14 protein-coding genes are annotated in these 24,398 nt (G+C 50.0%); 3 read left to right on the forward strand and 11 right to left on the reverse strand.

From position 1 onward, the window contains the following. Window positions 1-255: 255 nt before the first annotated feature. Window positions 256-5,379: an alpha-2-macroglobulin gene (locus QT397_16010; GenBank protein ID WNZ54394.1), complete on the forward strand. Its 5,124-nt coding sequence runs from the start codon at window positions 256-258 to the stop codon at window positions 5,377-5,379. Beyond that, window positions 5,376-7,742, forward strand: a complete 2,367-nt coding sequence (gene pbpC, locus QT397_16015; protein WNZ54395.1) for a penicillin-binding protein 1C — start codon at window positions 5,376-5,378, stop codon at window positions 7,740-7,742. Before QT397_16010 ends, pbpC begins: the two co-directional genes overlap by 4 nt. Window positions 7,743-7,998: 256 nt before the next feature. On the opposite strand, the gene QT397_16020 is transcribed toward pbpC, so the two are convergent. The 3 genes from QT397_16020 to QT397_16030 all read right to left on the reverse strand — a co-directional run bounded on the left by QT397_16020 (window position 7,999) and on the right by QT397_16030 (window position 10,807). Further along, window positions 7,999-8,910 carry a right-handed parallel beta-helix repeat-containing protein gene (locus QT397_16020; GenBank protein WNZ54396.1) on the reverse strand — a complete coding sequence of 304 codons (912 nt, stop codon included), beginning with the start codon at window positions 8,908-8,910 and terminating at the stop codon, window positions 7,999-8,001. A 270-nt stretch (window positions 8,911-9,180) separates the two neighbouring features. Further along, entirely contained in the window at window positions 9,181-9,783 is a 603-nt protein-coding gene (locus QT397_16025; protein WNZ54397.1) for a nitroreductase family protein, read from the reverse strand. Between the two features lie 118 nt (window positions 9,784-9,901). Next, on the reverse strand, window positions 9,902-10,807 hold the full coding sequence (locus QT397_16030) for a LysR family transcriptional regulator (GenBank protein WNZ54398.1): 906 nt from the start codon (window positions 10,805-10,807) through the stop codon (window positions 9,902-9,904). Window positions 10,808-10,910: 103 nt separating this feature from the next. On the opposite strand from QT397_16030, the gene QT397_16035 reads away from it, so the two are divergent. Continuing rightward, window positions 10,911-11,843 (forward strand): DMT family transporter, encoded by a 933-nt coding sequence (locus tag QT397_16035; GenBank protein ID WNZ54399.1) that lies wholly within the window; start codon window positions 10,911-10,913, stop codon window positions 11,841-11,843. 58 nt (window positions 11,844-11,901) lie between these two features. Here the strand turns inward: QT397_16035 and QT397_16040 are convergent, their stop codons facing one another. The 8 genes from QT397_16040 to QT397_16075 form a co-directional block, all read right to left on the reverse strand. Continuing rightward, window positions 11,902-12,147: a DUF2164 domain-containing protein gene (locus QT397_16040; GenBank protein WNZ54400.1), complete on the reverse strand. Its 246-nt coding sequence runs from the start codon at window positions 12,145-12,147 to the stop codon at window positions 11,902-11,904. Between the two features lie 149 nt (window positions 12,148-12,296). Next, window positions 12,297-13,850, reverse strand: coding sequence for an alkaline phosphatase D family protein (locus tag QT397_16045; GenBank protein WNZ54401.1), 1,554 nt, complete (start codon window positions 13,848-13,850; stop codon window positions 12,297-12,299). A 383-nt stretch (window positions 13,851-14,233) separates the two neighbouring features. Beyond that, the gene (locus tag QT397_16050) at window positions 14,234-16,873 is read right to left on the reverse strand and encodes a TonB-dependent receptor (GenBank protein ID WNZ54402.1); all 2,640 of its coding nucleotides are present in this window, start codon (window positions 16,871-16,873) and stop codon (window positions 14,234-14,236) included. Window positions 16,874-17,498: 625 nt separating this feature from the next. Then, window positions 17,499-18,677 (reverse strand): 2-methylaconitate cis-trans isomerase PrpF, encoded by a 1,179-nt coding sequence (gene prpF / locus QT397_16055; GenBank protein WNZ54403.1) that lies wholly within the window; start codon window positions 18,675-18,677, stop codon window positions 17,499-17,501. A gap of 3 nt (window positions 18,678-18,680) precedes the next feature. Continuing rightward, window positions 18,681-21,278 (reverse strand): Fe/S-dependent 2-methylisocitrate dehydratase AcnD, encoded by a 2,598-nt coding sequence (acnD, locus tag QT397_16060; protein ID WNZ54404.1) that lies wholly within the window; start codon window positions 21,276-21,278, stop codon window positions 18,681-18,683. Between the two features lie 126 nt (window positions 21,279-21,404). Next, window positions 21,405-22,532 (reverse strand): 2-methylcitrate synthase, encoded by a 1,128-nt coding sequence (gene prpC, locus QT397_16065; protein ID WNZ54405.1) that lies wholly within the window; start codon window positions 22,530-22,532, stop codon window positions 21,405-21,407. Between the two features lie 110 nt (window positions 22,533-22,642). Next, complete coding sequence (prpB, locus tag QT397_16070) at window positions 22,643-23,521, reverse strand: methylisocitrate lyase (GenBank protein WNZ54406.1); 879 nt, start codon at window positions 23,519-23,521, stop codon at window positions 22,643-22,645. 3 nt (window positions 23,522-23,524) lie between these two features. Further along, entirely contained in the window at window positions 23,525-24,205 is a 681-nt protein-coding gene (locus QT397_16075; protein ID WNZ54407.1) for a GntR family transcriptional regulator, read from the reverse strand. Window positions 24,206-24,398: the final 193 nt, after the last annotated feature.

Consider the following 24,398-nt stretch of genomic DNA (forward strand, 5'->3'; position numbering starts at 1 on the left):
AGTGATTATCGAATAAACTACACGCCTCAACCTGGCACCATAGAACAGGAAGGTCGCTTACTCCCTAAGCCACCTAATTGCCATCCCATCATTCTATAAATTTATTTTCCAGCCATCAGTAATCCCCACCTCACTATTGGTACACACTTGCATCAGGAATAGATACCGAGCACGGAAACTATGGAGGAAACTTGAGACATATTTAAAGACGGACTAAATTGTGCGCCGTTAAATGGATTCTATAAGGAAATACCCATGTCCCTTCACCGCTCACCACGCTGGATTGCGGTCATTCTTCTTTGTCTTATTGCTATGGCTTGCTCACAAGAAAAGTCAGAGAAGAAACTCGCTGACACCCCCAAGCTTGCGGAAGGCGGGAGCGTTGAAGAGGGTAACAACCAGGCACAAGCTCTCAGCCCCACTGAGAAAGTGCATAAAAAAGAAGCGGCCTCTTCTAGTGAAGCAATCTCGAAAGCTGATGAAGCCCAGCGCACTTCTGAAAGAAATTCTACTGATCTGACAGAGAATGATGCTACCCCTTCACAAGTCACAGTCAATGCCAGCACTCAAATCTCCGGGGATCACTTCCTAAAGGTCCTCCACATTGGGGAGCGGACATTTAAAGATGCAAGGGCCATCGCAGTTATCTTTTCTGAACCTTTGCTGGGCAATGCCCATTTTGGCTCCTACTTGAATCTATCCCGTGACGATGGCGAGCGTGTAGATGGTGGTTGGGTTCTCTCCGATAACCAGAAAATTCTCTATTTTCCTCATATTGAACCAGATACTCGCTATAAACTCACCGTGCTCCCGGGTCTGCCCGGCGAAAACGGCTTGGAGTTACAGGAAGAGAAACAGGAGAGGATTCGCACCCGACGGATTGAGCCCAGTATCAGCTTTGCCAGCAATGGAAGTATTTTTCCCACGACGGTAACTCCCGGCCTACCTGTTACTGCAGTCAGTGTTGAGGCTGCACAGATTCACTTCCATAGAGTGAAACCTGAGCATTATTCCGAGTTCTTCAGGCTGATCAAAAGCCAGTCACTAAAATACTACTATCGCTTAAAGTCCCTCAATCAAGTGGCCGATTTTGTCTATAGTGCCCAGTTCGATCTCACCAAGGAGAAATACGTCCAGCGAGATTTCGACCTCTCTATCGGGCATATAAAGCCCCTGCAACAACCAGGAATCTATGTCGCAGTTATGCAGCCGGCAGGCGTGTATGACACTAACCTCTATGATGTCACCCACTTCTCCATCTCCAACTTAGGCCTTCATGCGAGGTACTATCCAAACAGTGTTGACCTCTATGTTTCATCTCTGGATGAAGGGCAGGCTCTTAAGGGCATTGAGGTTGAGCTGCTCAACAACAAAGGGGAGCTAATCCAGCAATACACAACCGACCAAGACGGCCAGGTGCGCTTTGCTCTGACGCAGGAACAGGAAGACTCACAGCGCTTCTTCATCGCAAGAGATCCTGATACCGGTCACTTCTCCATACTCGACCTGCGTGAACCTGCATTGGACCTTTCGGATTTTCAGTTGGGCCAGCGCCCTTCGAGACCGATGGAGTTTTTCATGTATGGCCCGCGAGATCTGTATCGCCCCAATGAATCGATCCAGGTGAGCGGGCTGCTGCGCAATTATGATGGTCGCTATATCAAAGACCTGCCGATCAAGGCAGAACTCATAAAGCCGGACAATACCAGCGCGCGCGCATTCACATGGCACGCCAGCGCGCCCGGATACTACGAAAAGCTTATTCCACTTCCACAAAATGCACCTACCGGTGACTGGCGCCTGGATGTTGAGCTAGCCGATGGGCGCAAAGTGAAATATCCATTTAAGGTAGAAGAATTCTTGCCAGAGCGAATGAAGCTGGTTTTGCAAGACGGTGAAGAGCGCAGTCTGGTAGAGGGCCATAAAGAATCTTTCGAACTTCAAGTAGAAGGTAGTTATCTCTATGGTGCGCCAGCGGCAAAGAACCGCCTGGAAACTCTGGTGCAAATTAGCCACTATCGCGAGCCCTTCCCCCAGTGGAAAGGGTTCGTATTTGGGAACACTAATGAATCTTTGCCCACGCGACAGTTTCATGCCCCAACGATTGAGCTCAATGAGGAAGGGTTGAGCAATCTGACCTTGCGCTCCCGTTGGAAACGAGCAAAGAGCCCGCTGAAAATCAACTTGGTTTCCAGCCTGTTCGAATCCGGCGGCCGCCCGGTAACTCGCCAACATCCAGTCCTGGTATGGCCCACACACCCGGTGGTAGGTATTCGCCCAAATTTTGGAGAGGAAAACCCATCGGCCAACAGCAGGCCTGAATTTGAAATAGTGGTTGCCGACGCACAGGGCGAGCCTGTTATCGGACGGGATCTCAAAGCGGTGTTAATTTCCGAAGACCGCCAGTACTTTTGGGAGTACTCTTCAAATCGGGGCTGGCACTATGAATACTCAAGTGCTGAATTTGAAACTTTCAGTCGCCAGCTCCAATTCACCGAAGAGCAACCACTGAAGCTCACAGTCCCAGTGGAACATGGCCACTACCGCTTAGAAGTCACTGATACCAATACGGGGGCAACCAGCAGCTTACGCTTCCACGCCGGCCGGGACTGGTATTACTGGTGGCGTAAGGACCAAGTAGCCAAAGGCCAGGCTGCGCGTCCAGATACCGTGGCCCTGTCACTGGATAAACCAAGGTACTCTTCTGGAGATCTGGCGCAACTCACCATAGTACCGCCCGCTGACGGAGAGGCGTTGGTGTTGGTGGAGAGCGACCAACTATTGTGGTCCAAACGACTACCTGTAGAAAAGTCGGGCACCAATATCGAAATCCCAATCTCTCCTGAGTGGGATCGCCACGACACCTATATTTCTGTTACTGCTCTGCGCCCTGCGGACAAGAATGAGCGTATCGCCCCCAATCGCGCTTTTGGTCTCGCCCACCTGCCCCTGGATCGCGATCCTCGGCGCCTGCCCATTTCACTCGAAGCGCCCACGAATGCCCTGCCCGGCTCGGAAATTGAAGTTACCATTTCTGCCGACGAAAATTCTATCGAACAAAACGGAAGCAAAGCCTGGGCCACCCTGGCCGCCGTCGATGTCGGTGTACTCAATATCACCCGCTTCAAAACCCCGGATCCCTTCGAGGCCTTTTTTGGCCAGCGCCGTTACGGTGTGGATGTAAGGGATATTTATCATCGCATTATTGAATCCAACAGTGGCAAACTGGTGGAGCAACGTTTTGGCGGCGATGCGGAACTGGCCCGAGGCGGCGACGAGCCCAACTCCGACGTTCAAATAGTATCTTTATTCTCAGGACCCGTTGAATTTGATACTCAGGGCCAAGCAAAGGTCGCGCTACAATTACCGGAGTTTAACGGACAGCTACGCCTGATGGCGGTTTCTTTCAGCAAAGACCGATTCGGTAGCACCGACGGAGAAGTAACAGTCGCCTCACCGGTTGTCACCCAAGCCGCCTTGCCTCGCTTTATGGCCCCTGGTGATAGCAGCACACTGGCCCTTGACCTCAATAACTTAAGTGGCCGCTCCCAAAAACTCACTGTAAATATGCAATCAGTGGGCGCGGTAGATTTGGAAATGGGTGAGCGGTTGCTGGAACTGGCGGATGGTGAACGCAAAACTTTGCGCTTCCCAATCACCGCCAAAGATGCCACCGGAGATGCAGAGTTCAAACTGGTCGTGCAGGGTGCCGCCGATAAAGATGGAAATGATATCGATATCGAACAGCAGTGGCGCCTGGGCGTGCGCCCCGCTTGGCCGGCAACCACACGCAACCAGCGCAGACTCCTGTCCCAGGGCGAGAGCTTCAGTGTCGATAGCAGCTTCCTGGATTCCCTAATGCCTGGAACCGTTCAAACCCTGGTATCCCTGGACAGCCGACCGCAACTCCAGTTACAGGATCACCTATCTAACCTGCTGCAATACCCCTACGGCTGCCTGGAACAAACCTCCAGCCGGACCTTCCCGCTAGTCATGGCAACGCCGCAACGACAGCAAAAACTGGGCCTTGAACCTCTGGATGAGAATGATCGGGCCGAACGTATCGACGCAGGTATTGAACGCATTTTCAGCATGCAAAAAGGGAACGGCAGCTTTGGCCTATGGAGTTCCGAGTCTTCCGAAAGCCAGTGGCTAACCGCCTATGTAGTCGATCTTATATTGCGGGCCCGGGACCAGGGAATCGTATTTGACGATAACCGCCTGGAATCCGCACTCAAGCGCCTGCAGGATTACGCCCGTGAGCGCGGTGCTTTCTATCAGCAACGCTATAGCTATAGTCCCGATTTCTATGCTTATGCCGCAAGAGCTTACGCAGCCTATGTGCTCTCACGAGTACAGAAAGTGTCTCTCGGGCAACTGCGTACCCTTTATGAAAGCGGCTCGAGCCTGACCCAATCTCCCTTACCAATCCTGCATATGGCAATCGCTTTGCACACCATGGGCGATGCCACCCTGGCCCAGGAGGCCCTGCAAAAAGCGCTTAAAATCGAGCGCAAACGCCGCAGCTACTATGGCGATTATGGGTCAGACCTACGGGATACGGCCCAAATGATCTCCCTGCTCCTAGAGCACAATTTCGCAGGTGATAAAACGGAATCCCTGGTGTTCGAGCTGGCCGATCTTCTCCACGGTCGCCAATATCTCAGCACCCAGGAGCGCAATAGTGTGTTTATGGCTGGAGCACAGTTGCAACTCAATAGCAGCGCAAACTGGTCTGCGACTTTGGCCAGTATTGATGGCTTGCGCGAGCTCAATAGCGATAACCCGCACAGCGCATTATTCCGCGGGCGCGAAGCCGCCAGCGCACTTGAGGTAACTGCACAGATAGAAAAGCTCTATGCAGCAATCACTATCAATGGTTACAGCAAGAAGTCACCTGAGGCGGAGATGGATAAAGGTGTCAGAATTAAACGCAGCTACCACAATTTGGATGGCACGGAAGTCATTCCCAATCAAGTTCGTGAGGGCGAGCTTTACCTGGTGCGTTTGCAAATTGATGCGGACCAACGCCTGCCCGACCTACTTGCAGTGGACCTATTGCCCGCAGGTTTTGAGCTGGAGAATCAAAACCTGGCCGACAGTGTCAAAGTGGATGAACTCGAGTTCGATGGCAAAAGTATTGCCCAGTGGCAGGACACCCAGGACAATATCCAACACACTGAATATCGCGATGACCGCTTTGTGGCGGCACTGGATCAGCTGAGATACAAAACCACCAATCTCTTCTATATCGCCCGCGCAGTAACCCCAGGCAACTATCAGGTGCCCCCACCCTACGTAGAGGATATGTACAAACCGGAACGCTTCGCTATCGGTGAAAATCCCCTAACGCAATTGCGGGTAATCGGTAAACAGTGAAGCTGTTGGCCACTATCCGGAGAGCCTGGCAAAGCAGCAGTCGCAGAGTTCGCGCACTGCTGCTTGCGCCCGCCGCCCTCACAGCGGTACTGCTACTGCTCGACTTTGCTTTCCCTCCACCTCTTCCCGAAACTCAAGATTTTGCACGGGTCGTTGCAGATCGTTACGGCAAACCACTACGTTTCTTTGCCGACAGTCGCGGAGTTTGGAGATACCCAATATCTCGGGAAAATGTATCACCGCGCTTTATCGAAGCTCTTCTCACCTACGAAGACCGACACTTTTATCGGCACCCCGGAGTAAATCCGCTAGCCCTATTGCGAGCTTCAGTCCAATACCTTCGCAATGGACGAGTCGTTTCCGGCGGTTCCACTCTCACCATGCAGGTAGCGCGACTACTGGACCCACACCGCAAAACTCTGCTGGGCAAAACCAAGCAGATATTGCGTGCATTGCAATTGGAGTGGCACTTCAGCAAGAATGAAATTCTCGATCTGTACCTGAACCTCGCACCTTACGGCGGCAATATTGAAGGCGTGGAAGCAGCCAGCCGTCTATACCTGCGTAAATCAGCCTCCGACCTTACCCATGCGGAAGCTGCACTGCTAGCTGTACTGCCTCAGGCTCCGAGCCGCCTGCGGCCAGATCGGCATCCTCTAAAGGCACAAAAAGCCCGGGACAAAGTTCTGGATAGACTGCAGTCATTTACCGTCTGGAGCGCAAAGGATGTTGAGCGCGCTCAACTTGAGCAGGTCTATGCGGAACGCTTGGAATTCCCACAAAACGCCCCGCACCTAGCCCGCAGGCTGGTGAATACCATCAGCGATCAAGAAGTTATTCGCACCACAATCGACGGCAACATCCAGCGCGGATTGGAAGATTTTCTGCGCGATCATATGGATAGCTATCCAGCCAAAACATCTGCAGCTGTTGTAGTTTTGGAGAATTCCGATTTATCCGTGCGCGCCTACGTAGGAGCTTCTCATTTTGGTAACAGACGCCGCTATGGCTATGTCGATATGGCCGGGGCTGTGCGCTCACCGGGCTCTACGCTCAAGCCCTTTTTGTACGGACTTGCCATTGATAAGGACCTGATCCACAGCGCCTCCCTGCTCAGCGATGCGCCCCGTATATACGGCGATTACCGCCCTGAGAATTTCCATCGAGGCTTCGCCGGCCCTGTCACCGCCACCGCCGCCCTTCAGAAATCTCTCAATGTTCCTGCAGTTCAGCTACTGGAACATTACGGCCCCGGTCGATTGGCCGCAGCCCTGGAAAATGCCGGACTAGCACTAGAGTTTCCCAGTGGCGGTAGACCCAGTTTGGCCATGATTTTGGGGGGAGTAGGTGCTCGTCTTGACCAGCTGGCAGGCATTTATGCCGCACTGGCACGGGGAGGCCAGACTGCAGCTCCCCGCTATTTACCCGAGGAGCCCGTACGTGAAAGGCATCTGATGTCTCCTGAGGCAGCTTGGATTACATTTGAAATGCTCGCTTCCAATCGCGGAGGTTCCCGCCGTTGGCGCAATCTGGTGCGGCAAAACAAGGCAGATATCGCCTGGAAGACAGGCACCAGCTACGGCTACCGGGATGCCTGGGCGATTGGCGTAACTCCCGGCTACACCGTCGGCATTTGGGTAGGCCGACCGGATGGCACTCCCCTACCCGGTTACTATGGCTCCATTAGCGCCACACCTCTGTTGAACGCAGTTATCGCCGCATTACCAGACAACAAACAACAGCACCTGAAAAAGCCCGACTTAGTAACTCAAGAGACTATTTGTTGGCCGCTTGGGGGCCAGAAGACGCTCACACAAACCAGCCACTGCCATCTGCAACACAACGCCTGGTTAATCCAAGGGCGCACACCCAGAACACTATCGCCGCAAGGTGAGCCTCTGCGGGCAGCACAAACCTTTAGTTTCTTTGCAAACCGGCAAGGTATGCGGGTAAAGCCCAGTTGTATGGATTCTTCTACTCAAAGGCATAGCTTAGCCCTTTGGCCAAAAGAACTGGAATCCTGGCTACCTGAAAACCAGACCCGGGCCCAACAAATTCCTCCGACGGCTCCCGAGTGTTACACCCCGACTGCAACAACAGGGACTCCACTAAAGATTATCGGAGCTGGAGATGGTAACCAGTATCGACCTACCGGCAAAAATGCCCCACTTCCGCGTTTAACTCTGAGCGCGATTGGCGGACAGGGAAAGCGCTATTGGTTCCTAAACGGTGAGCCCAAGGGCGAAACCCTCGGAAACGAAAACCTGGCACTATTTCCGGGAAGTGGTAAGCACCAAATTGCTGTACTGGATGCTAGCGGGAATGTCGATCGGATTGAGATTTTTGTAGGAAACGACAACTGATTTTCATAAAGCAGAAGACTGCCATGTCGTTTCTCTCACAGAACATAGCCCTTAGTGTCACCCTATCGGCAATCGAGTGTCAGCATTGGCGTGGAACATCGTAGTTCGGGCTCAATTTTAGTAACTCCACCAACTTACCCAAAATAGGGAAGACGCGAATACACAGCACACCTTAAATGCAGTATATCTTTCCGGCTTCTCCAGCAGTAACACTCACTCGCTTACTACTTTCCCCAGATTAAAAACCCCTCCGATCTTAATCCAAACAGGCAGGTTCAGCTGTTACATGAGTATTGGCAATCCAAGTATTACTTCCACTGCAAGTTGGATCGGTAGGATCACGTAAATCAAATGCAGAATTATCAAGCGATGTATTCCCTACCACCACATTATTCTCATTATTGAATCCAGCGATATTGATACCGGCTGTATCAGGCGAGCCATTTGTGCCATTTTCCATGACTATATTTTGTATTATAGAAGTACTTGATACATCCACATTGAGTTCAATCCCATTACTCGCACTGCCGGTAACAAAGTTCTGAATAACTGCTGTATTACTTTCATTAATATCAATTCCGTTATCACCATCAGTACTGCCGACAACAGTATTTAGCTGAACCAGTGTAAATACACCATTTACCGTAATCCCCTGATCACCGGCTGATTCAATATAATTATTGATAATTTGGTTTCGATCGCCTCTAACATCTATACCATCATCATTGCCAGTATCAATAATTTGATTCCCAACAATATTATTGGAGTCACTATCAATAACAATTCCCTCTCGTGGAGAGTTTAAGATCATAATTCCATCTATGGTATGAAATCCATCTCCCTCCAGGTTTAAACCATCTGGACAGTCGGTTATCGTCCCACCATAAACGGCACCAGATAATCCATTAACTAAAATTCCAGCGATACCTTCTAGATTTGGGTTATCACAAATAATTTCCCCGCCCTCTGCCATCGTAAGTCTTCCACCGGGTCCAGTTACTGTTACCGCATAGGGATTCGCCAGGCTCAGTTCACAATTCAGCATTTCCGACAGGGTTTCAGCTGTTGTTATTACATCGCCACAATCAACAGCCATAACAAGTGGTGATGAGAATAAAGTAGCACTTGTGACGAAAGCTGTGACTAACTTGTGGTAATAGGTGTTCATAGCAGGTCCCTCTCATTGATATAAGAAAATTGTAGGCATAAGCCACACTTCACGTTTCCAATATCAATGAAAAGAATTCATTCTGAGCCTAAGGGAGCTTTTATTATGTTGCTCTATCTCACATCTATTATTTGAGGTAGGCAAGCATAACGAAACTTTGATAACGTCAGCAAATAGACACTGTAATTGCCTTTATAATTTACATAATTAATCCTTGAGACCTACTAAAAAAAGAGCCTCAATAGCGTTTCACCTCTATTTCTCATCACCTCAAAAGCTATTCTCGAACAGGACGTCATTTATCGACAGCTGTCCACCACGCCCATTCGCAACTTTTGCCGCTTTTCCAATCACTATCATCATCCCGATCAAATAACCTTCGGGCAAATTGATCAGCTCAGCGACTCTCTCTGGGTCAAACCCAACCATTGCACCTGTGTCATATCCCATAGACTTTGCCGCTAACATCATGGTTTGTGCTGCCAATCCACAGCTTCGAATAGCCTCGTCCCGCTGTAGTTGCTGCTTACCCTTGTAGAACTCAGTTAGCATTGGCACTAACACATCCCTAGCCTCTTTCGGCGCTTCGGCCCAGTACCGCTCCGGCCGGTCGCTCCAGGCATTAATATCTGCACAAAGTATGATCAACTCAGAAGCATCTTCTACTTGCTGTTGCCCCCAGGCTGCATCTTTAAGCTGGCTACGGAGGGAAATGTCAGTGATGCGCAGGAAGCGCCAGTGCTGGATATTGTAAGAAGTCGGCGACAACATAGTCGCCTGGACCAGACGGGTGAAGTCCTCGGCAGGCATCTCTGCTGTGACATCGAAATGCTTAACCGAGCGGCGGGATTCAACAGCTTTAAACAATTCCATAAGTTTCTCTCTGACTATCGTTCGTTGATTGAATGTCGATGAGAAGAAGCTTATTGGGTTTCCTTATCGTTGATAATGGGGTTCGGCGGAGACTTACTGTTGACGAAAGGTTAACAGTTTACTGATCCCAATAAGGTGTATCGCCGCCAAAGTACTCTATTGCAAAGTCTATAAAGGCGCGGACTTTGGCTGGCATAAACTGCCGCTCAGGGAAAACCGCGTAGATAGACTTGGCAGGCATCTGGTACTCCTCGAATAGAGGAGTTAGCTTTCCAGCCTCAATGTCTGGTCCTGCCACGAAGGTGGGTAAGCGGCCTATCCCTACACCCTGAAGAAGAGCTTCCCTCAGTGCCTCACTATTATTTACCTGGTAGTTACCCTTCACCTCGATGGTATTTAAGTGATTGTCTTTGATAAAACCCCACTCTTTCACATCCCTGGAATAAGTAAAAATCAGGCAATTATGGGCGCTCAACTGCTCCAGTTCTGTGGGCTCTCCGAATGCCTTCAAGTAGGAAGGTGACGCACAGAGTACACTTTTCAGAGGTGCAAGTTTGCGGGCAATCAGGCTGGTATCGGGAAGGTCCCCTCCGCGAATGGCTATATCAAAGCCCTCCCCCACTAAATCGACAACTTTATCGTCCAGTACCATGTCGATACTAATCTCGGGGTAACGCTTCATAAATACGGGAATTAACGGAGCCAAATGCAATCTACCAAAGGACATAGGAGCATTGATCCGCAAGCGCCCCCGAGGCTCCCCCTGTAGCTGCAGAACTGCGTCTTGAGCATCTTTGGCCGATTTATAAGCAATGCGTGCGTGCTCATAAAAATGCTCCCCGGCCTCCGTCAGGCTCAATTTTCGCGTAGTTCTGTGCAAAAGCTTCACCCCAAGTTGCAGCTCCAACTGGGTAACCCGCTTACTTACCGCTGATTTTGAGATGCCGAGTAACTTTGCCGCCGGGGAAAAGCCACCGGTTTCAGCCACAGTCACAAATATTGGAATCGATGCAATTGTCTCCATAAGCGACTGTTTCCTTCTCCTCAACAGTGAGTGTCTATAATGCTGGATTATCAGTTTACCAGAAACGACATACACTTATCTCTCGCTAATAGAGGGAAGAAGCATGAGTGAAGTTACCAGGGGGTTAAGCCCATCAACTACAAGCCCCAACACCTCGCTCTGGTGGGTTCACTGCCTGATGATACTTTGTACACTACTGGTTGCAGGATCATTTCCTATTGGGGAGTTAATCGCCGATTCACTCCCGGCGGATTCCATGATGTTGATTCGATTCTTAATTGCGGCGGGACTATTTGCACCCTTCATATTTTTAAAGCACGGGATTCAGCTTCCAGAGCCAAAAAAACTACTGGGGTATGCACTACTCAGTATCCCATTGGTTGTCTTTTTCTGGTGTATGTTTGAAGCACTCAAATACACCACCGCAGTAAATACCGGCGCTCTTTTTACAACCGTTCCGGCGATGACAGCCATCTTTACTTTGATCATCAATGGCGAGCGGAGCAGCACCCGTAAAGTTATCGGCCTAACCCTTGGGACTCTGGGTGCAGCCTGGATTGTATTCAAGGGGAGTATCACAACAGCGATAACGCTAGACCTAAACAAAGGGGATTGGATATTCACCCTAGGTGCTATATCACTCAGTTTATATAACCCGCTTATCAAGAAGGTTCACTCAGGGGAGCCTACAGAGGTCATGACATTCTGGGTTATTCTATTTGGTGCGCTCTGGTTACTATTGCTCTCTTTTCCAAACTTAAACCAGATAGAATGGCGAAATATACCCACCGAGACTTACGGCGGGCTATTCTATTTAGCCTTATTCTCAACTTTAATTAGTTTTTTTCTGCTGCAATTCAGTACATTAAGGATCGGGGCAACTAAAGTAGCAGCATATAGTTTCTTGAATCCGATATTTGTACTAATAGTGGCCATAGTATTGGAAATGGCAAACTTTAATATCAGCTTCATACCTGGAATAGTGTTGGTCTTTGCAGCCATGCTATTTATCCAGGCGGAAAAACCTAAGGAATAATATCTCTGAACAGCTTATAAGAGATAGAATGGTGCTGCTATCAATAAGTGCAATATTTCTAGTCTACAGGCTTTTCTATCTCATAAATTGCATCAGAAATATCCTCCAACTTAGAGGACACTATTACCTGAGCATCATGTAAGCCCTGATTATAAAATTCGGCCCCCATCTCCTTTGCAAGGAAATCAATAAAGAACTCCGCTTCAAAACCGCCAATTTCCAGCTCAAATTCTTTAGACAGATAGCCCCTGACCTTCTCGATTAGCTCTAATTTCCGTCTCTCTTCCAATTGTATTTCGGACATACTTCTACCTTGTATTAAAGAAAGCATGCAAGTATGACACAAATATATTAATCGTGGCGCCCCCAAGCAATTATAGAATCTTCTACAATATATCTCAGGGGAGAGGTATCCAAATTCAAATCTCTATCGATTATTTGTTGCGATAATACCTAATCCACTACTTTAATTTTTGATGTCCCATACTCACTGACAATATCTCCGTAAGTATCAGCACTCGGACCATTTATAGATCTTACTGTTTCATAGAGCCGCCATCGACCTGTAAACTGATCACTTTCAAATTTACTAATCAAGTAACCTGCTCTATTCCCTTTGCGGAACTTCATATGAGGATTTTTCTTTAACGTAGTCTCGGTGCTACGGTTATCTGCGATTTCGTACCAAATAGCACCACCATCCCCGCGGGTCAGGGATGGAGCCGTTATTTCAATCGCGACATTATCTCTACCCGCATTGTAATCATCCGCAAAGGGATCTAAGGCGAGCCCTGAGGCCATTGCTTTATGTAACCCCCCGGACAAGACCACGATATTGTCTTCAAGCTCACCAAATAAATTCAATAACCAGTTATGGGATTGGGGGTATCCTCGCCAGGCACTCGGGGAGTAATTGTTCCACCATTCAAAAACCGGTGCCCCAGAGCAAACTATTCGCCAGCGCGCACTGGATTGCTTAATGGCCTGCTCAAACCATGTCGCCTGTTCCTGACCAATAATACTGCGGCCAGGGTAATCAAATTCAGAAAATATAGGTTGCCGTTTCTTGAAGTTATCCGGCATATCATTGATTGGCTCATCCCGATCATAGAAGCACATATCCAGGAAAAAGATATCAGCCATTTCACCATAAGGAACAGAGCGCCATACTCGCCTCGGCGCAATAAAACGGATTGGCATCCAAAGGAAGAAGGTTTCCATTGCAGCTTCCATCACTTCTTCGAAGTCAGCTCCGTTGATTTCCGGCCCCTCTCGCCAAACACCATTTCTCAGGTCGCCATCATCCCAAATCACCATCCAGGTGTGCATTTGATGTGCTTGCTGTAGAAATGCATCCCTTCTAATTTCAGAGTATCTAGCTCGGTAACTCTCCCGATCAAATTTGAAGTCAGAGTACTCAAACTTACGGTAGTCACCAGAATTTGAGGATGCATAGGAGTAGTCCCCCAGGTGGATAACAGCATCAATATTCTGCTCCCGCTCCACCATATCCCGGTAGCCTACAAACTCCCCATGCTCAAAATGTGAGCAGGAAGTGACAACAAACTTAAGAAAAGAAACATCCTCGCTAGTCGCTGGAGCCAATTTTATGCGACCGACAGAAGAAGTCTGATCCCGGTACTTAAATCGGTAGGTATAATCCCGACCGTAGTTTAGCTCTGTAACATCCAGCTTAACCGTAAAGTCTTTTGATTCATCCGTTTGCAGATACCCGGATGAAACAACCTGGCCAAATGTATCGTCGAGAGCAACTTCCCAATAGACAAGGGGAGAAACCTCCTCAGTGGTTACCCTTGTCCAAATAATAACCGAATTGGCTGTTGGGTCTCCGGAGGCTACACCATGCATAAAGTGGCTCGAGGTACTAGCGAGCCCATCATACTCATAATCGAGCACATCACTACTGGCCCTCAGCGATGGCGCCATAGCGCTAACGGTTAACAGCCCACCCCATTTTAAAAGCGTCCGTCGATCAAATCTGTTCATTGTAAGCAGCCTTGCCCTTGCTACGGTATGAATGTTGACGCGCAAGTGAAGCAAACGATGATGACAAACAGGTTAAGGCTAAACGCCCTTTAAAAACGTGAGATCCTATTCCAATGGAAAGCTAAAATTCCCCTGCAAGTATTTACACTCGCAGTTACTTCCAAATAGCTTACAACACATGTTTTGGGGTAATTACAGCAACAGATTATTTATTGCTCTAGATAGCTCACAATAATATTTTTCCAGAACAGCTGAATTAATTACATCATTAGATCTGCGACATCATGCCGATAGTATATTGATCAGTGAGAGGTTCATTAGGCAATAAAAAAGCCGGACTGCATAATACAGTCCGGCTTTTATCATACTCGCTTAGTAACTACTTAGAAGTTGTAGTTAAAGCGCACACCGTAGCTCATTGGGGTAGAGAATGGACCAGATACCAGGCCATCACTTCCATCTGCATAGTACGGAACAACTTCGTCAGTCAGGTTGTTGCCAAAGGCTTCAACATTCCACTGATCGTCCGGGCTTACATACTTCACGGAAGCATTTACCATCCAGAAAGAATCACGGCTGTCATCAAAAGCAGAAGTATCACCAGTGGGGAAATCGTGCTTGTCAACATTCCAGTAGGTCAGGTAAGACTCATCTTCCCAGTGAATACCGACAAATGGAATAATCGCTCCACCGTGGGCTAACTCAAAGGTGTGGTCATAATTGATAGTAAAGCTGAATTCAGGTGATGCAGGCAGCTCATTTCCTTTCAGGTTGCGATAGAGTTCTTCATTGCTGTTATCGTGAGCTGCGCCCCAGTCATCAATCTCAAACAAAGACTGGTTGTTAAAGTTCCAGCGGTTCCAGAAATCAGAGGTAATTTCTGTTTTCATCCAAGTGGCGAAACCACTAATTCGGCCATTTGGATATGGAGCCCAGTCAAACTCAAACTCCATTCCCATTATTTCGGCTCTGGCGGCATTTTTTGTGAGATAAATTACGGCAGGCTCTGTCGTAACTTCTCCCGTCAAATTGCCTTCATCATCAACCTCTTTAACATAAAAAGTATAGGCAGTATCCGGCGCAGCCAGCTGCATATCTTTATACTTGGAGAAGAAGAAAGTATTGGCAAGGTTCAAGCGACCATCCAGGAAAGTCCCTTTGGCACCAAGCTCCAAAGTGACCACAGTCTCTTCATCGTAGTTGGTATCAAAAGTTGCAGCTACAACACGGTTGCCATCATCATCATAAATGTAGTCGGCAGTATCAGGGTCCTGCTCATACTGAGTAATTACATCGCCTAGACCGCCAGATTTAAAGCCGGATGCAACGTAAGAGTACAGCATCACATCATCTGTCAGATCGTAATCAAGACCAATACGGAAATCCGCATTTTCCCAATCGTCACTAACATCATTGTAAGTGTCTACGGAATAGATTGAATCATCAGCAAAGTAACCGGTAGACAATTCATTAAAGAGCGCCTGACTGTATGCAGGGAAACAGCCGTACTCGCCAGTTGCATCAGTATCAAGTGACCAATCACGTGTACAGCTTAAGTTATTACCGCCCTCATCACTTTTCTCATCATATGTATAGCGGCCACCAAGTGTCAGGTGCAGAGTATCGGTGAGGCTATAAGTTGCCTGGGCAAATGCCCCCAGTGCATCAACATTTCTCTCTGGCTGACGCCAGAAAACGGCATTATCCAGCGAAGCCAAGAAGTAACCATTGAGGTCATTGGACTCATGGAAGTAGAAGAGACCGGTGATCCATTGAAGCGGAGCATCATCAGTAGATTGGAGCTGAAGCTCATGGGAATATGAAACATTCTCTGCATCTGTGATGCTCATGCTCATATCCCAAGTATTGCGGCCGGCGTCAACATCGATCAGGTTACTGCGGTTTTGTACCGCATAGCCAGTGTTGTACACAAACGCCATGCTGTCGCTAAAGTCCCAGCGGAAGTTGGATCGGAATGAAGTCATCGTAAGGTCAAGTTCACCAGGAACATTAACCGCTACCGTATACTGATCGGCTCCAGAACCGTAGTAGGTTTCGCAGTTTACGCCATCATCGCGCTCATCAGCTTTATCACAGTCAATGGTATTAATACCACCGGCACTGCTGTCCTGATAATGCTCAGCAACGGCATACCAGGAAATATCTTCGGTTGGTTCCCACAAGGCGCCAATACGTACTGCCTGCTGGTCAACATTCCCGTAGAAATCATCAGCATCAGCCCTTACCAGGGATACATCCTCAGATGCCCACCAGTTTCCGTTTTGGGTGAAAGTGCGATCTGCATCGTCAGAAAGGGTAGTCGCCCCGAGACTATCTGCACTAACATAACGGTTGTCATATTGGTTAGCGTCGTAGTATCCAGTCAGATAGGAATCCCGAGTCTCATCCAAAAAGGATGCGCGAAGAGCAAAGGTGTCAGAAACCGGGATATTAATAACACCCTTGACCAATTCTTGATTCCAGCGGCCAAGTTCAACACCTACGGAACCTTCAAACTCATCGATTACCGGTCGCTTTGAGATAACATTGATCGCGCCTACTGTAGAGTTTCGTCCATAAAGGGTACCCTGAGGCCCTCGCATGGCTTCAACCCTTTCAGAGTCAAACATCATTGCCATAGCAGACTGGGGGCGTGAAGAGTAAATACCATCGAAGTGCAGGCCTACTGCCGGATCGCCAAGTTCACTGGTATTGGTGGAGCGCACGCCGCGCATAGAAATTACTGGTGAAGACTGGGAGGCATCGTAGCCAATATCCACATTGGGGATAGTGTTGCCCAGATCTTTTACATTCTTAATACCCTGGCGATCGAGCTCTTCTTGCGTAAATGCACTGATCGCTACGGGGGTGTCCATCAAATTGGTTTCGCGCTTGGTTGCGGTAACCGTTACTTCTTCCAGCGCCCAATCGTCATCCTGTTGACTATCTTCCTGAGCCCAAGCCGACACTACCGCGACATTTGCCATTGCAATTGCAAAGGTAAGTGGTTTTTTAATTCTCATTGATGTCTCTCCAATCTGCTGCAAAAGGAAAGCCACATTTATTTTTTAATGAATGGCCATCCCATAGGGCCGTCGGCAGTACGGCGGCTAGGCTAAAATCTCAAAAAGAAGGGACGTAAGAAACTCAGATACGATAGAGCGGATCGAGACTAGGACAAAGAGGACTAGTTCACAATTTGTTGCCACTAGCTGCGACCAGTAAGTCAAATAAGTACTGAAACCGTAGGATTCATACACCAGCTGTCTACGAATATTGGGGATTTTTTAGAGTCTATCTGCTTGCTCACCCAAAGCCTCGCATCCCAACAGCAGGCCTTAAATATACGTACGCTGAGCAATAAAGGCTATATCTAAACAGACCTAGATGTGACTATTAAGGCAAGCCCTGTCTCACAATGATAAAAACACAGCCTTTTTTCTCAGATAAAAACCTACCGGAAAACACAGGAAAACCGGAAAAAAAGTTATTGTCAGGATTACTGAGATTAATATTCGCCTATTAATTTAAATATATACGGAATATTAAATTTGATTGGAGTAAAAATGTAAAACCGATTCCTAATCATTTTTACAGTAGGAAATAAAAAGGGGCCAAAAGGCCCCCTGTAAAGAAATCACCAAAGTCCTAAAAGCTATTGCCAGGTATTCGCACCCAACCTTCCATTAGGATTCGGGCGCTGCGACTCATAATGGCCTTGGTAGCAGTCCACTGACCATCGACCTCTTTGGCTTGAGCACCCACACGTAAGGTACCCGATGGGTGACCGAAGCAAACAGAGCTGCGTTCTCCCCCGCCAGCTGCAAGGTTAACCAAAGTGCCCGGGATCGCCGCAGCGGTGCCAATAGCTACTGCTGCCGTGCCCATCATGGCGTGGTGCAACTTGCCCATAGATAAGGCGCGCACGAGGAGATCAACCTCGGAAGATGCCACTGCCTTACCACTGGATGCAGTGTAATCCTGCGGTTTAGCGACAAAAGCAACCTTAGGGGTGTGATGACGATTGGCAGCTTCTTCAATGGTAGAAACCAACCCCATCTTTACCGCACCGTGAACGCGAATACTCTCAAACATCGCCAGCACTTTGCTGTCACCATTAATGGCATCCTGCAATTCAGTGCCGGTGTAGCCAATATCTTCTGCATTGACGAAAATCGTCGGAATGCCAGCATTGATCATGGTGGCCTTGAGCACACCTACATCGGGCACTTCCAGATCATCGACTACGTTACCGGTAGGAAACATGGCACCCTCACCGTCGGCAGGGTCCATAAATTCCACTTCCACTTCAGCCGCCGGAAACGTCACTCCGTCCAGCTCAAAGTCTCCGGTTTCCTGAACTTCACCATTGGTCATAGGTACATGGGCAACAATGGTCTTACCAATATTGGCCTGCCAGATGCGCACGGTGCAGATGCCATTTTCTGGCACTCTGTCGGGCTCTACAAAACCGCTATTGATGGCAAAGGCACCCACGGCGGCGGTGAGATTGCCGCAGTTACCACTCCAATCAACAAACGGCTTATCGATGGAAACCTGACCAAACAGGTAGTTCACATCGTGATCGGCTTTATCGCTGGGCGATAAAATTACCGTTTTGCTGGTGCTTGAAGTAGCGCCACCCATACCGTCGGTCTGCTTACCGTAGGGATCCGGGCTGCCAATCACGCGCAGCAGCAAGTTGTCACGGGCCTGCCCCGGCACTTGTGCAACTTCGGGCAGATCTTGCAAGCGGAAGAAAACGCCCTTGCTGGTTCCCCCGCGCATATAAGTCGCGGGGATTTTTATTTGAGGAGCAAACTTCATAACTCAGACCGTCGCTTCTGCTTCGAGGAAGTCTTTGGCAAAGCGCTGCAAAACACCCCCAGCCTCATAAATGGAAACTTCTTCTGCGGTATCCAAACGACAGGTAACAGGAGCCTCAATCGTCTCACCATTGGCACGGTGGACAAGCAAGGTCAGCGTGGCATGGGGAGTGCGCTCACCGATTACGTCGAAACTCTCGGTACCGTCGATACCCAGGGTTTCACGGGTAGTGCCCGGCTTAAACTCCAGCGGCAGTACACCCATACCGATCAGGTTGGTGCGGTGAATTCGCTCGAAGCCTTCGGCCACAATCGCTTCCACACCCGCAAGGCGCACACCTTTCGCAGCCCAGTCACGGGAGGAGCCCTGCCCATAATCGGCACCCGCAATGATAATCAGCGGCTGCTTGCGATCCATATAGGTCTCGATGGCTTCCCACATACGGGTAACCTGTCCTTCCGGCTCGACACGAGCCAGGGAGCCCTGACGGACCTCGCCGTTATCATCGCGCACCATTTCGTTGAGTAGCTTCGGATTGGCGAAAGTTGCACGCTGGGCAGTGAGGTGGTCGCCGCGGTGGGTCGCGTAGGAGTTAAAGTCCTCCTCCGGCAAGCCCATCTTCGCCAGGTATTCACCGGCAGCACTGCTGGCCAGAATGGCATTGGACGGAGACAGGTGATCGGTGGTGATATTATCACCCAGCACCGCCAGCGGGCGCATCCCCTTCAAGCTGCGCTCGCCTGCAAGGGCACCTTCCCAATAAGGTGGACGGCGGATATAGGTGCTCATCGGACGCCAGTCGTAGAGTGCGTGGCCCTGCTCTTCTGCGGCATCCCGCTCTTCGAACATCGGAATATACACATCGCGGAACTGCTGTGGCTTCACGCTCTGACGTACGATCGCATCGATCTCTTCATCGCTGGGCCAGATGTCTTTCAGGGTAATCGGGTTGCCATCGGCATCGTATCCCAGCGCATCTTTTTCAATATCGAACCGGATGGTGCCGGCAATAGCGTAGGCAACGACCAGCGGCGGTGAAGCCAGGAAAGCCTGCTTGGCATAGGGGTGGATACGACCGTCGAAGTTGCGGTTTCCGGACAGGACCGCAGTAGCATACAGGTCGCGATCAATCACTTCCTGCTGAATTTTCGGGTCCAGGGCACCGCTCATACCGTTACAGGTGGTGCAGGCGAAAGCCACTACGCCGAAACCCATCTGCTCCAGATCCGGTAGCAGGTCGGCCTCTTCCAGATACATTTTTACCGTTTTGGATCCTGGAGCCAGGGATGACTTGACCCAGGGCTTACGGGTTAGGCCGAGCTTGTTCGCATTGCGGGCAATCAGGCCTGCGGCAATCATATTGCGCGGGTTGCTGGTATTGGTGCAGCTGGTAATCGCGGCAATAATCACAGCACCATCGGGCATCTCACCAGCTTTCTCTTCCCAGGCTTTAGCGATTCCACGATTAGCCAATTCCGAAGCCGGCAGAAGCGCGTGGGGGTTGGAGGGGCCAGCAAGGTTGCGACCCACTGTGTCCAGGTCAAACTTCAGTACCCGCTCGTATTCGGCATCCTTCAAGGTGTCGGACCAAAGGCCCGTTTCCTTGGCAAACTTCTCTACCAAAGCTACCTGCCCATCATCACGGCCGGTGAGTTTGAGGTAGTCGATGGTTTGCTCATCGATAGAGAACATGGCCGCAGTAGCGCCATACTCTGGAGTCATATTGGAAATAGTGGCGCGATCGCCCAGGGTCAGGTTGGAAGCCCCCTCACCGTAAAACTCCAGGTAGGCGCCGACCACGCGCTCGCGGCGCAGGAATTCAGTGAGAGCCAATACCAAGTCGGTACCAGTAATACCCGGCTGCAACTTTCCGGTGAGTTCCACTCCAACAATATGCGGCAGACGCATATAAGAGGCGCGGCCAAGCATCACGCTCTCAGCTTCCAGGCCGCCAACACCCACAGAAATCACACCCAGAGCGTCTACCATCGGCGTGTGGCTATCGGTACCGACACAGGTATCCGGGAAGGCCACGCCCTCGCGCACCTGCACCACCGGAGACATTTTCTCCAGATTGATCTGGTGCATGATGCCGTTACCGGGGGGAATCACATCGACGTTTTCAAATGCGGTTTTGGTCCAATTGATAAAGTGGAAGCGATCTTCGTTACGACGCTCCTCTACCGCACGATTTTTTTCAAAAGCATCCTTCTCAAATCCGGGGTGCTCTACCGCGAGGGAGTGATCCACAATCAACTGGGTGGGAACAACTGGATTTACCTTGGCGGGATCACCGCCTTTATCGGCAATGGCATCGCGCAGACCAGCCAGGTCTACCAGCGCGGTTTGGCCGAGGATGTCGTGGCACACCACTCGGGCTGGAAACCAAGGGAAGTCCAACTCGCGCTTGCGCTCAATAATCTGTTTCAGGGAGTCGGTCAGTTTTGCCGGCTCGCAGCGACGCACCAGGTTTTCCGCCAGAATACGTGAGGTATACGGCAGTTTGGCATAGGCTCCGGGCTGGATCGCGTCAACAGCGGCTCGGGTATCGAAATAATCGAGGTCTGTACCGGGCAGTGATTTGCGGTAATCAGTATTCATAGCAGGTAAATCAGTCGAATCTTTTTTTAAAATCGTGTCTCTTCTGAGGGTGGCTCCAGGCCGCTCACCAAAGGCGACCTGGAGCCGGCACACCGGGTGTGCCTCATTTCAAAAGTGAAATGAAAATTAACCGCGCTCAGCGATTGGAGTTACTGTACGAGGCTCAACACCTACGTACTCTGCACTCGGGCGAATAATGCGGTTATCAGCGCGCTGCTCGAAAACATGTGCAGCCCAGCCGGTAACGCGGGACATTACAAAAATCGGGGTAAACAATTTTGTGGGAATACCCATAAAGTGATACGCGGAAGCGTGGAAGAAGTCTGCATTACAGAACAATTTTTTCTCACGCCACATCACTTCTTCACAGCGAACAGATACCGGGTACAACACGGTATCACCAACATCTTCAGCCAACTTTTCAGACCAGCCTTTGATAATCTCATTGCGCGGGTCGGACTCGCGGTAAATGGCGTGGCCGAAACCCATAATCTTCTCTTTGCGCTCCAGCATGCCCAGCAGTTCTTTCTCTGCTTCGTCTGGATTGGAGAAACGCTCGATCAGTTCCATTGCCGCTTCGTTGGCACCACCATGCAGAGGACCACGCAGAGTGCCGATAGCACCGGTGATGCAGCTGAACAGATCGGACAAAGTGGAGGCACAAACGCGAGCGGTAAAAGTAGATGCGTTAAATTCGTGCTCTGCATACAGAATCAGGGAAACGTTCATGACCTGCTCGTGCAGTTCATTGGGCTTCTCATCGCGCAGCATATGCAGGAAGTGGCCGCCAATGCTGTCGTCATCGGTTTCAGTTTCGATGCGCACATTGTCGTGGGTGAAACGGTACCAATAGCAGATTATGGAGGGGAATGCGGCCAGCAGGCGATTGGCTTTATCCAACTGCTGGGCGAAGGATTCTTCACCTTCCAGGTTACCCAACATGGAACAACCGGTGCGCATTACATCCATAGGATGGGCATCAGCCGGAATGCGCTCAAGCACTTCTTTTAATGCTTGCGGCAGGCCACGCTTGGCTTTCAGCAGCGCCTTGTACTCCGCCAGCTCTCCCTCAGTGGGTAATTCCCCATAGAAAATCAGGTAGGCAACTTCTTCAAACTCACAGTGCTGGGCCAGATCTTTAATATCGTAACCGCGGTAAGTCAGGCCGGAACCGGATTTGCCCACTGTAGAAAGTGCAGTTTTACCTGCTACCTGGCCGCGCAGACCAGCACCGCCCAATGCTTTCTCTACCATCTTCTTATTTCCCCTGTTGTATACACATTTGCTGTGTTCATCCAATTGAAAGCGCAGCGCCCGGCTTTCGCACCGGGCTGCTTGGGAGCCTATGAATAACTCCGTAATGCCTACTTATTGAAAAGTTCGTCCAGCTTCTGTTCAAACTCGTGATAATTCAGGTAATCGTACAGCTCCTCACGAGTCTGCATGGTGTCGACAACCGCTTGCTGATCGCCATTTTGCAGGATACTGGTATAAACATTTTCCGCCGCGCGGTTCATCGCACGGAACGCCGACAGTGGATACAGTACGATATCTGCGCCCGCTTCGCCCAAATCTTTGGCGTTATACAGCTTGGTTTTACCAAACTCGGTAATATTCGCCAAAATCGGCACATTTAGCGCGTCCTTAAAGGCACGATAGTGCTCAAGTTCAGTAACTGCTTCCGCGAAAATGCCGTCGGCGCCAGCCTCAATACAAGCCTGGGCGCGTTCAATAGCCGCATCGAGCCCTTCCTGTGCAAAGGCGTCGGTGCGAGCCATTACAAAGAAATCGTCATCGGTACGGGCATCTACCGCCGCTTTGATACGGTCGACCATCTCCTGCTTGGAAACAATCTCTTTATTCGGGCGATGGCCACAGCGCTTCTGCGCTACCTGATCTTCGATGTGTACCGCAGCGGCACCAGCGCGGATCATATCTTTAATGGTGCGGGAAATGTTGAAAGCGCCACCCCAACCAGTATCGATATCCACTAAAAGCGGCAACTCACTGGCAGCAGTTATGCGGCGCACATCCTCCAGTACATTATCGAGACTGGTCATACCCAAGTCCGGCAGACCGTAGGAGGCGTTGGCAACACCGGCGCCAGAAAGGTAAATCGCCTTGTGACCAATACGTTCGGCCATAATGGCGGAATAGGCGTTGATGGTACCAACCACTTGCAGCGGTTGATTCTCGGCGAGTGCAGCGCGGAAACGCGCGCCAGCAGAAGGCTTTTGGCTCATGCTCTACCTCAGTTTCTTTTCAATGTTTATTCTCGAGGCGCGGATATGCCGGCGCATTAATAGCTCCGCCAGCTCACCATCCCCGGCCTCAATGGCCTCAATAATATGGTTGTGCTCGCGGAAAGCCCGCTGGGCCCGGGGACTGGCCATCCCCAATTGGTAGCGATACATACGAACACGGTAATAAAGTCGATTGCACAGGGTATCGATCAGAAGATCATTCTTTGATGCCTGCACGATACGGAAATGAAAATCAAAATCCCCTTCCGGCTGGAAGTACGCCTTACCGGCCTGCAGCTCTTCCTGCTGCTCATGGTGGTAGAGCATTTGGCGCAGCTCAACCAGGTCTTCCTCGGTGCGCTGTTCCGCTGCCAGACGGCAAGCCATACCCTCAAGGGCTTCACGAACTTCATAGAGTTCCAGTAAGCCGCGCTCACTTAACTCTACAACCCTTGCTCCAATATTGACCTTGCGTTCCAGCAGCCCCAAAGACTCCAGGCGCATCACTGCTTCGCGCAAACTCCCGCGACTGGCATTAAATCGGCGCGCCAGTTCCGGCTCGCTAATTTTGCTGCCAGAGGCGATTTGCCCCTCCACAATTTCAGCGCGCAAAGTCAGAAATAAGCGTTCAGCAAGGCTTTGACGCTCCTCTGAAGCTGAACCGGCAGTACCAACTACAGTCATGCAAGACCTAGATTGTCGACAATCTTAATGGGGCATGACATTAAATCACCAGCATTCTCTCGTCAACTGCAGGCATCCCCGATTAAACATTAAGGATTGTTGACAATAGGGCAAAATAGGTGACTTTCAACAGAGCAGTAGTCTTGCCATGTTTAAGTGGGCATAATAGCGCCCGCGCCAGATGAGCCTGTTC

The sequence above is a fragment of the Microbulbifer sp. MKSA007 genome, assembly GCA_032615215.1.
GTDB lineage: Bacteria > Pseudomonadota > Gammaproteobacteria > Pseudomonadales > Cellvibrionaceae > Microbulbifer.

Bases quoted from the DNA above. Each gene is read 5' to 3' on its own strand.
- QT397_16050 (WNZ54402.1), bottom strand. From the start codon at position 16,873: ATGAGAATTAAAAAACCACTTACCTTTGCAATTGCAATGGCAAATGTC.
- acnD (WNZ54404.1), bottom strand. From the start codon at position 21,278: ATGAATACTGATTACCGCAAATCACTGCCCGGTACAGACCTCGATTAT.
- prpB (WNZ54406.1), bottom strand. From the start codon at position 23,521: ATGAGCCAAAAGCCTTCTGCTGGCGCGCGTTTCCGCGCTGCACTCGCC.
- prpC (WNZ54405.1), bottom strand. From the start codon at position 22,532: ATGGTAGAGAAAGCATTGGGCGGTGCTGGTCTGCGCGGCCAGGTAGCA.
- QT397_16010 (WNZ54394.1), top strand. From the start codon at position 256: ATGTCCCTTCACCGCTCACCACGCTGGATTGCGGTCATTCTTCTTTGT.
- QT397_16030 (WNZ54398.1), bottom strand. From the start codon at position 10,807: ATGGAGACAATTGCATCGATTCCAATATTTGTGACTGTGGCTGAAACC.
- prpF (WNZ54403.1), bottom strand. From the start codon at position 18,677: ATGAAGTTTGCTCCTCAAATAAAAATCCCCGCGACTTATATGCGCGGG.
- QT397_16045 (WNZ54401.1), bottom strand. From the start codon at position 13,850: ATGAACAGATTTGATCGACGGACGCTTTTAAAATGGGGTGGGCTGTTA.
- QT397_16040 (WNZ54400.1), bottom strand. From the start codon at position 12,147: ATGTCCGAAATACAATTGGAAGAGAGACGGAAATTAGAGCTAATCGAG.
- QT397_16020 (WNZ54396.1), bottom strand. From the start codon at position 8,910: ATGAACACCTATTACCACAAGTTAGTCACAGCTTTCGTCACAAGTGCT.
- QT397_16035 (WNZ54399.1), top strand. From the start codon at position 10,911: ATGAGTGAAGTTACCAGGGGGTTAAGCCCATCAACTACAAGCCCCAAC.
- QT397_16075 (WNZ54407.1), bottom strand. From the start codon at position 24,205: ATGACTGTAGTTGGTACTGCCGGTTCAGCTTCAGAGGAGCGTCAAAGC.
- QT397_16025 (WNZ54397.1), bottom strand. From the start codon at position 9,783: ATGGAATTGTTTAAAGCTGTTGAATCCCGCCGCTCGGTTAAGCATTTC.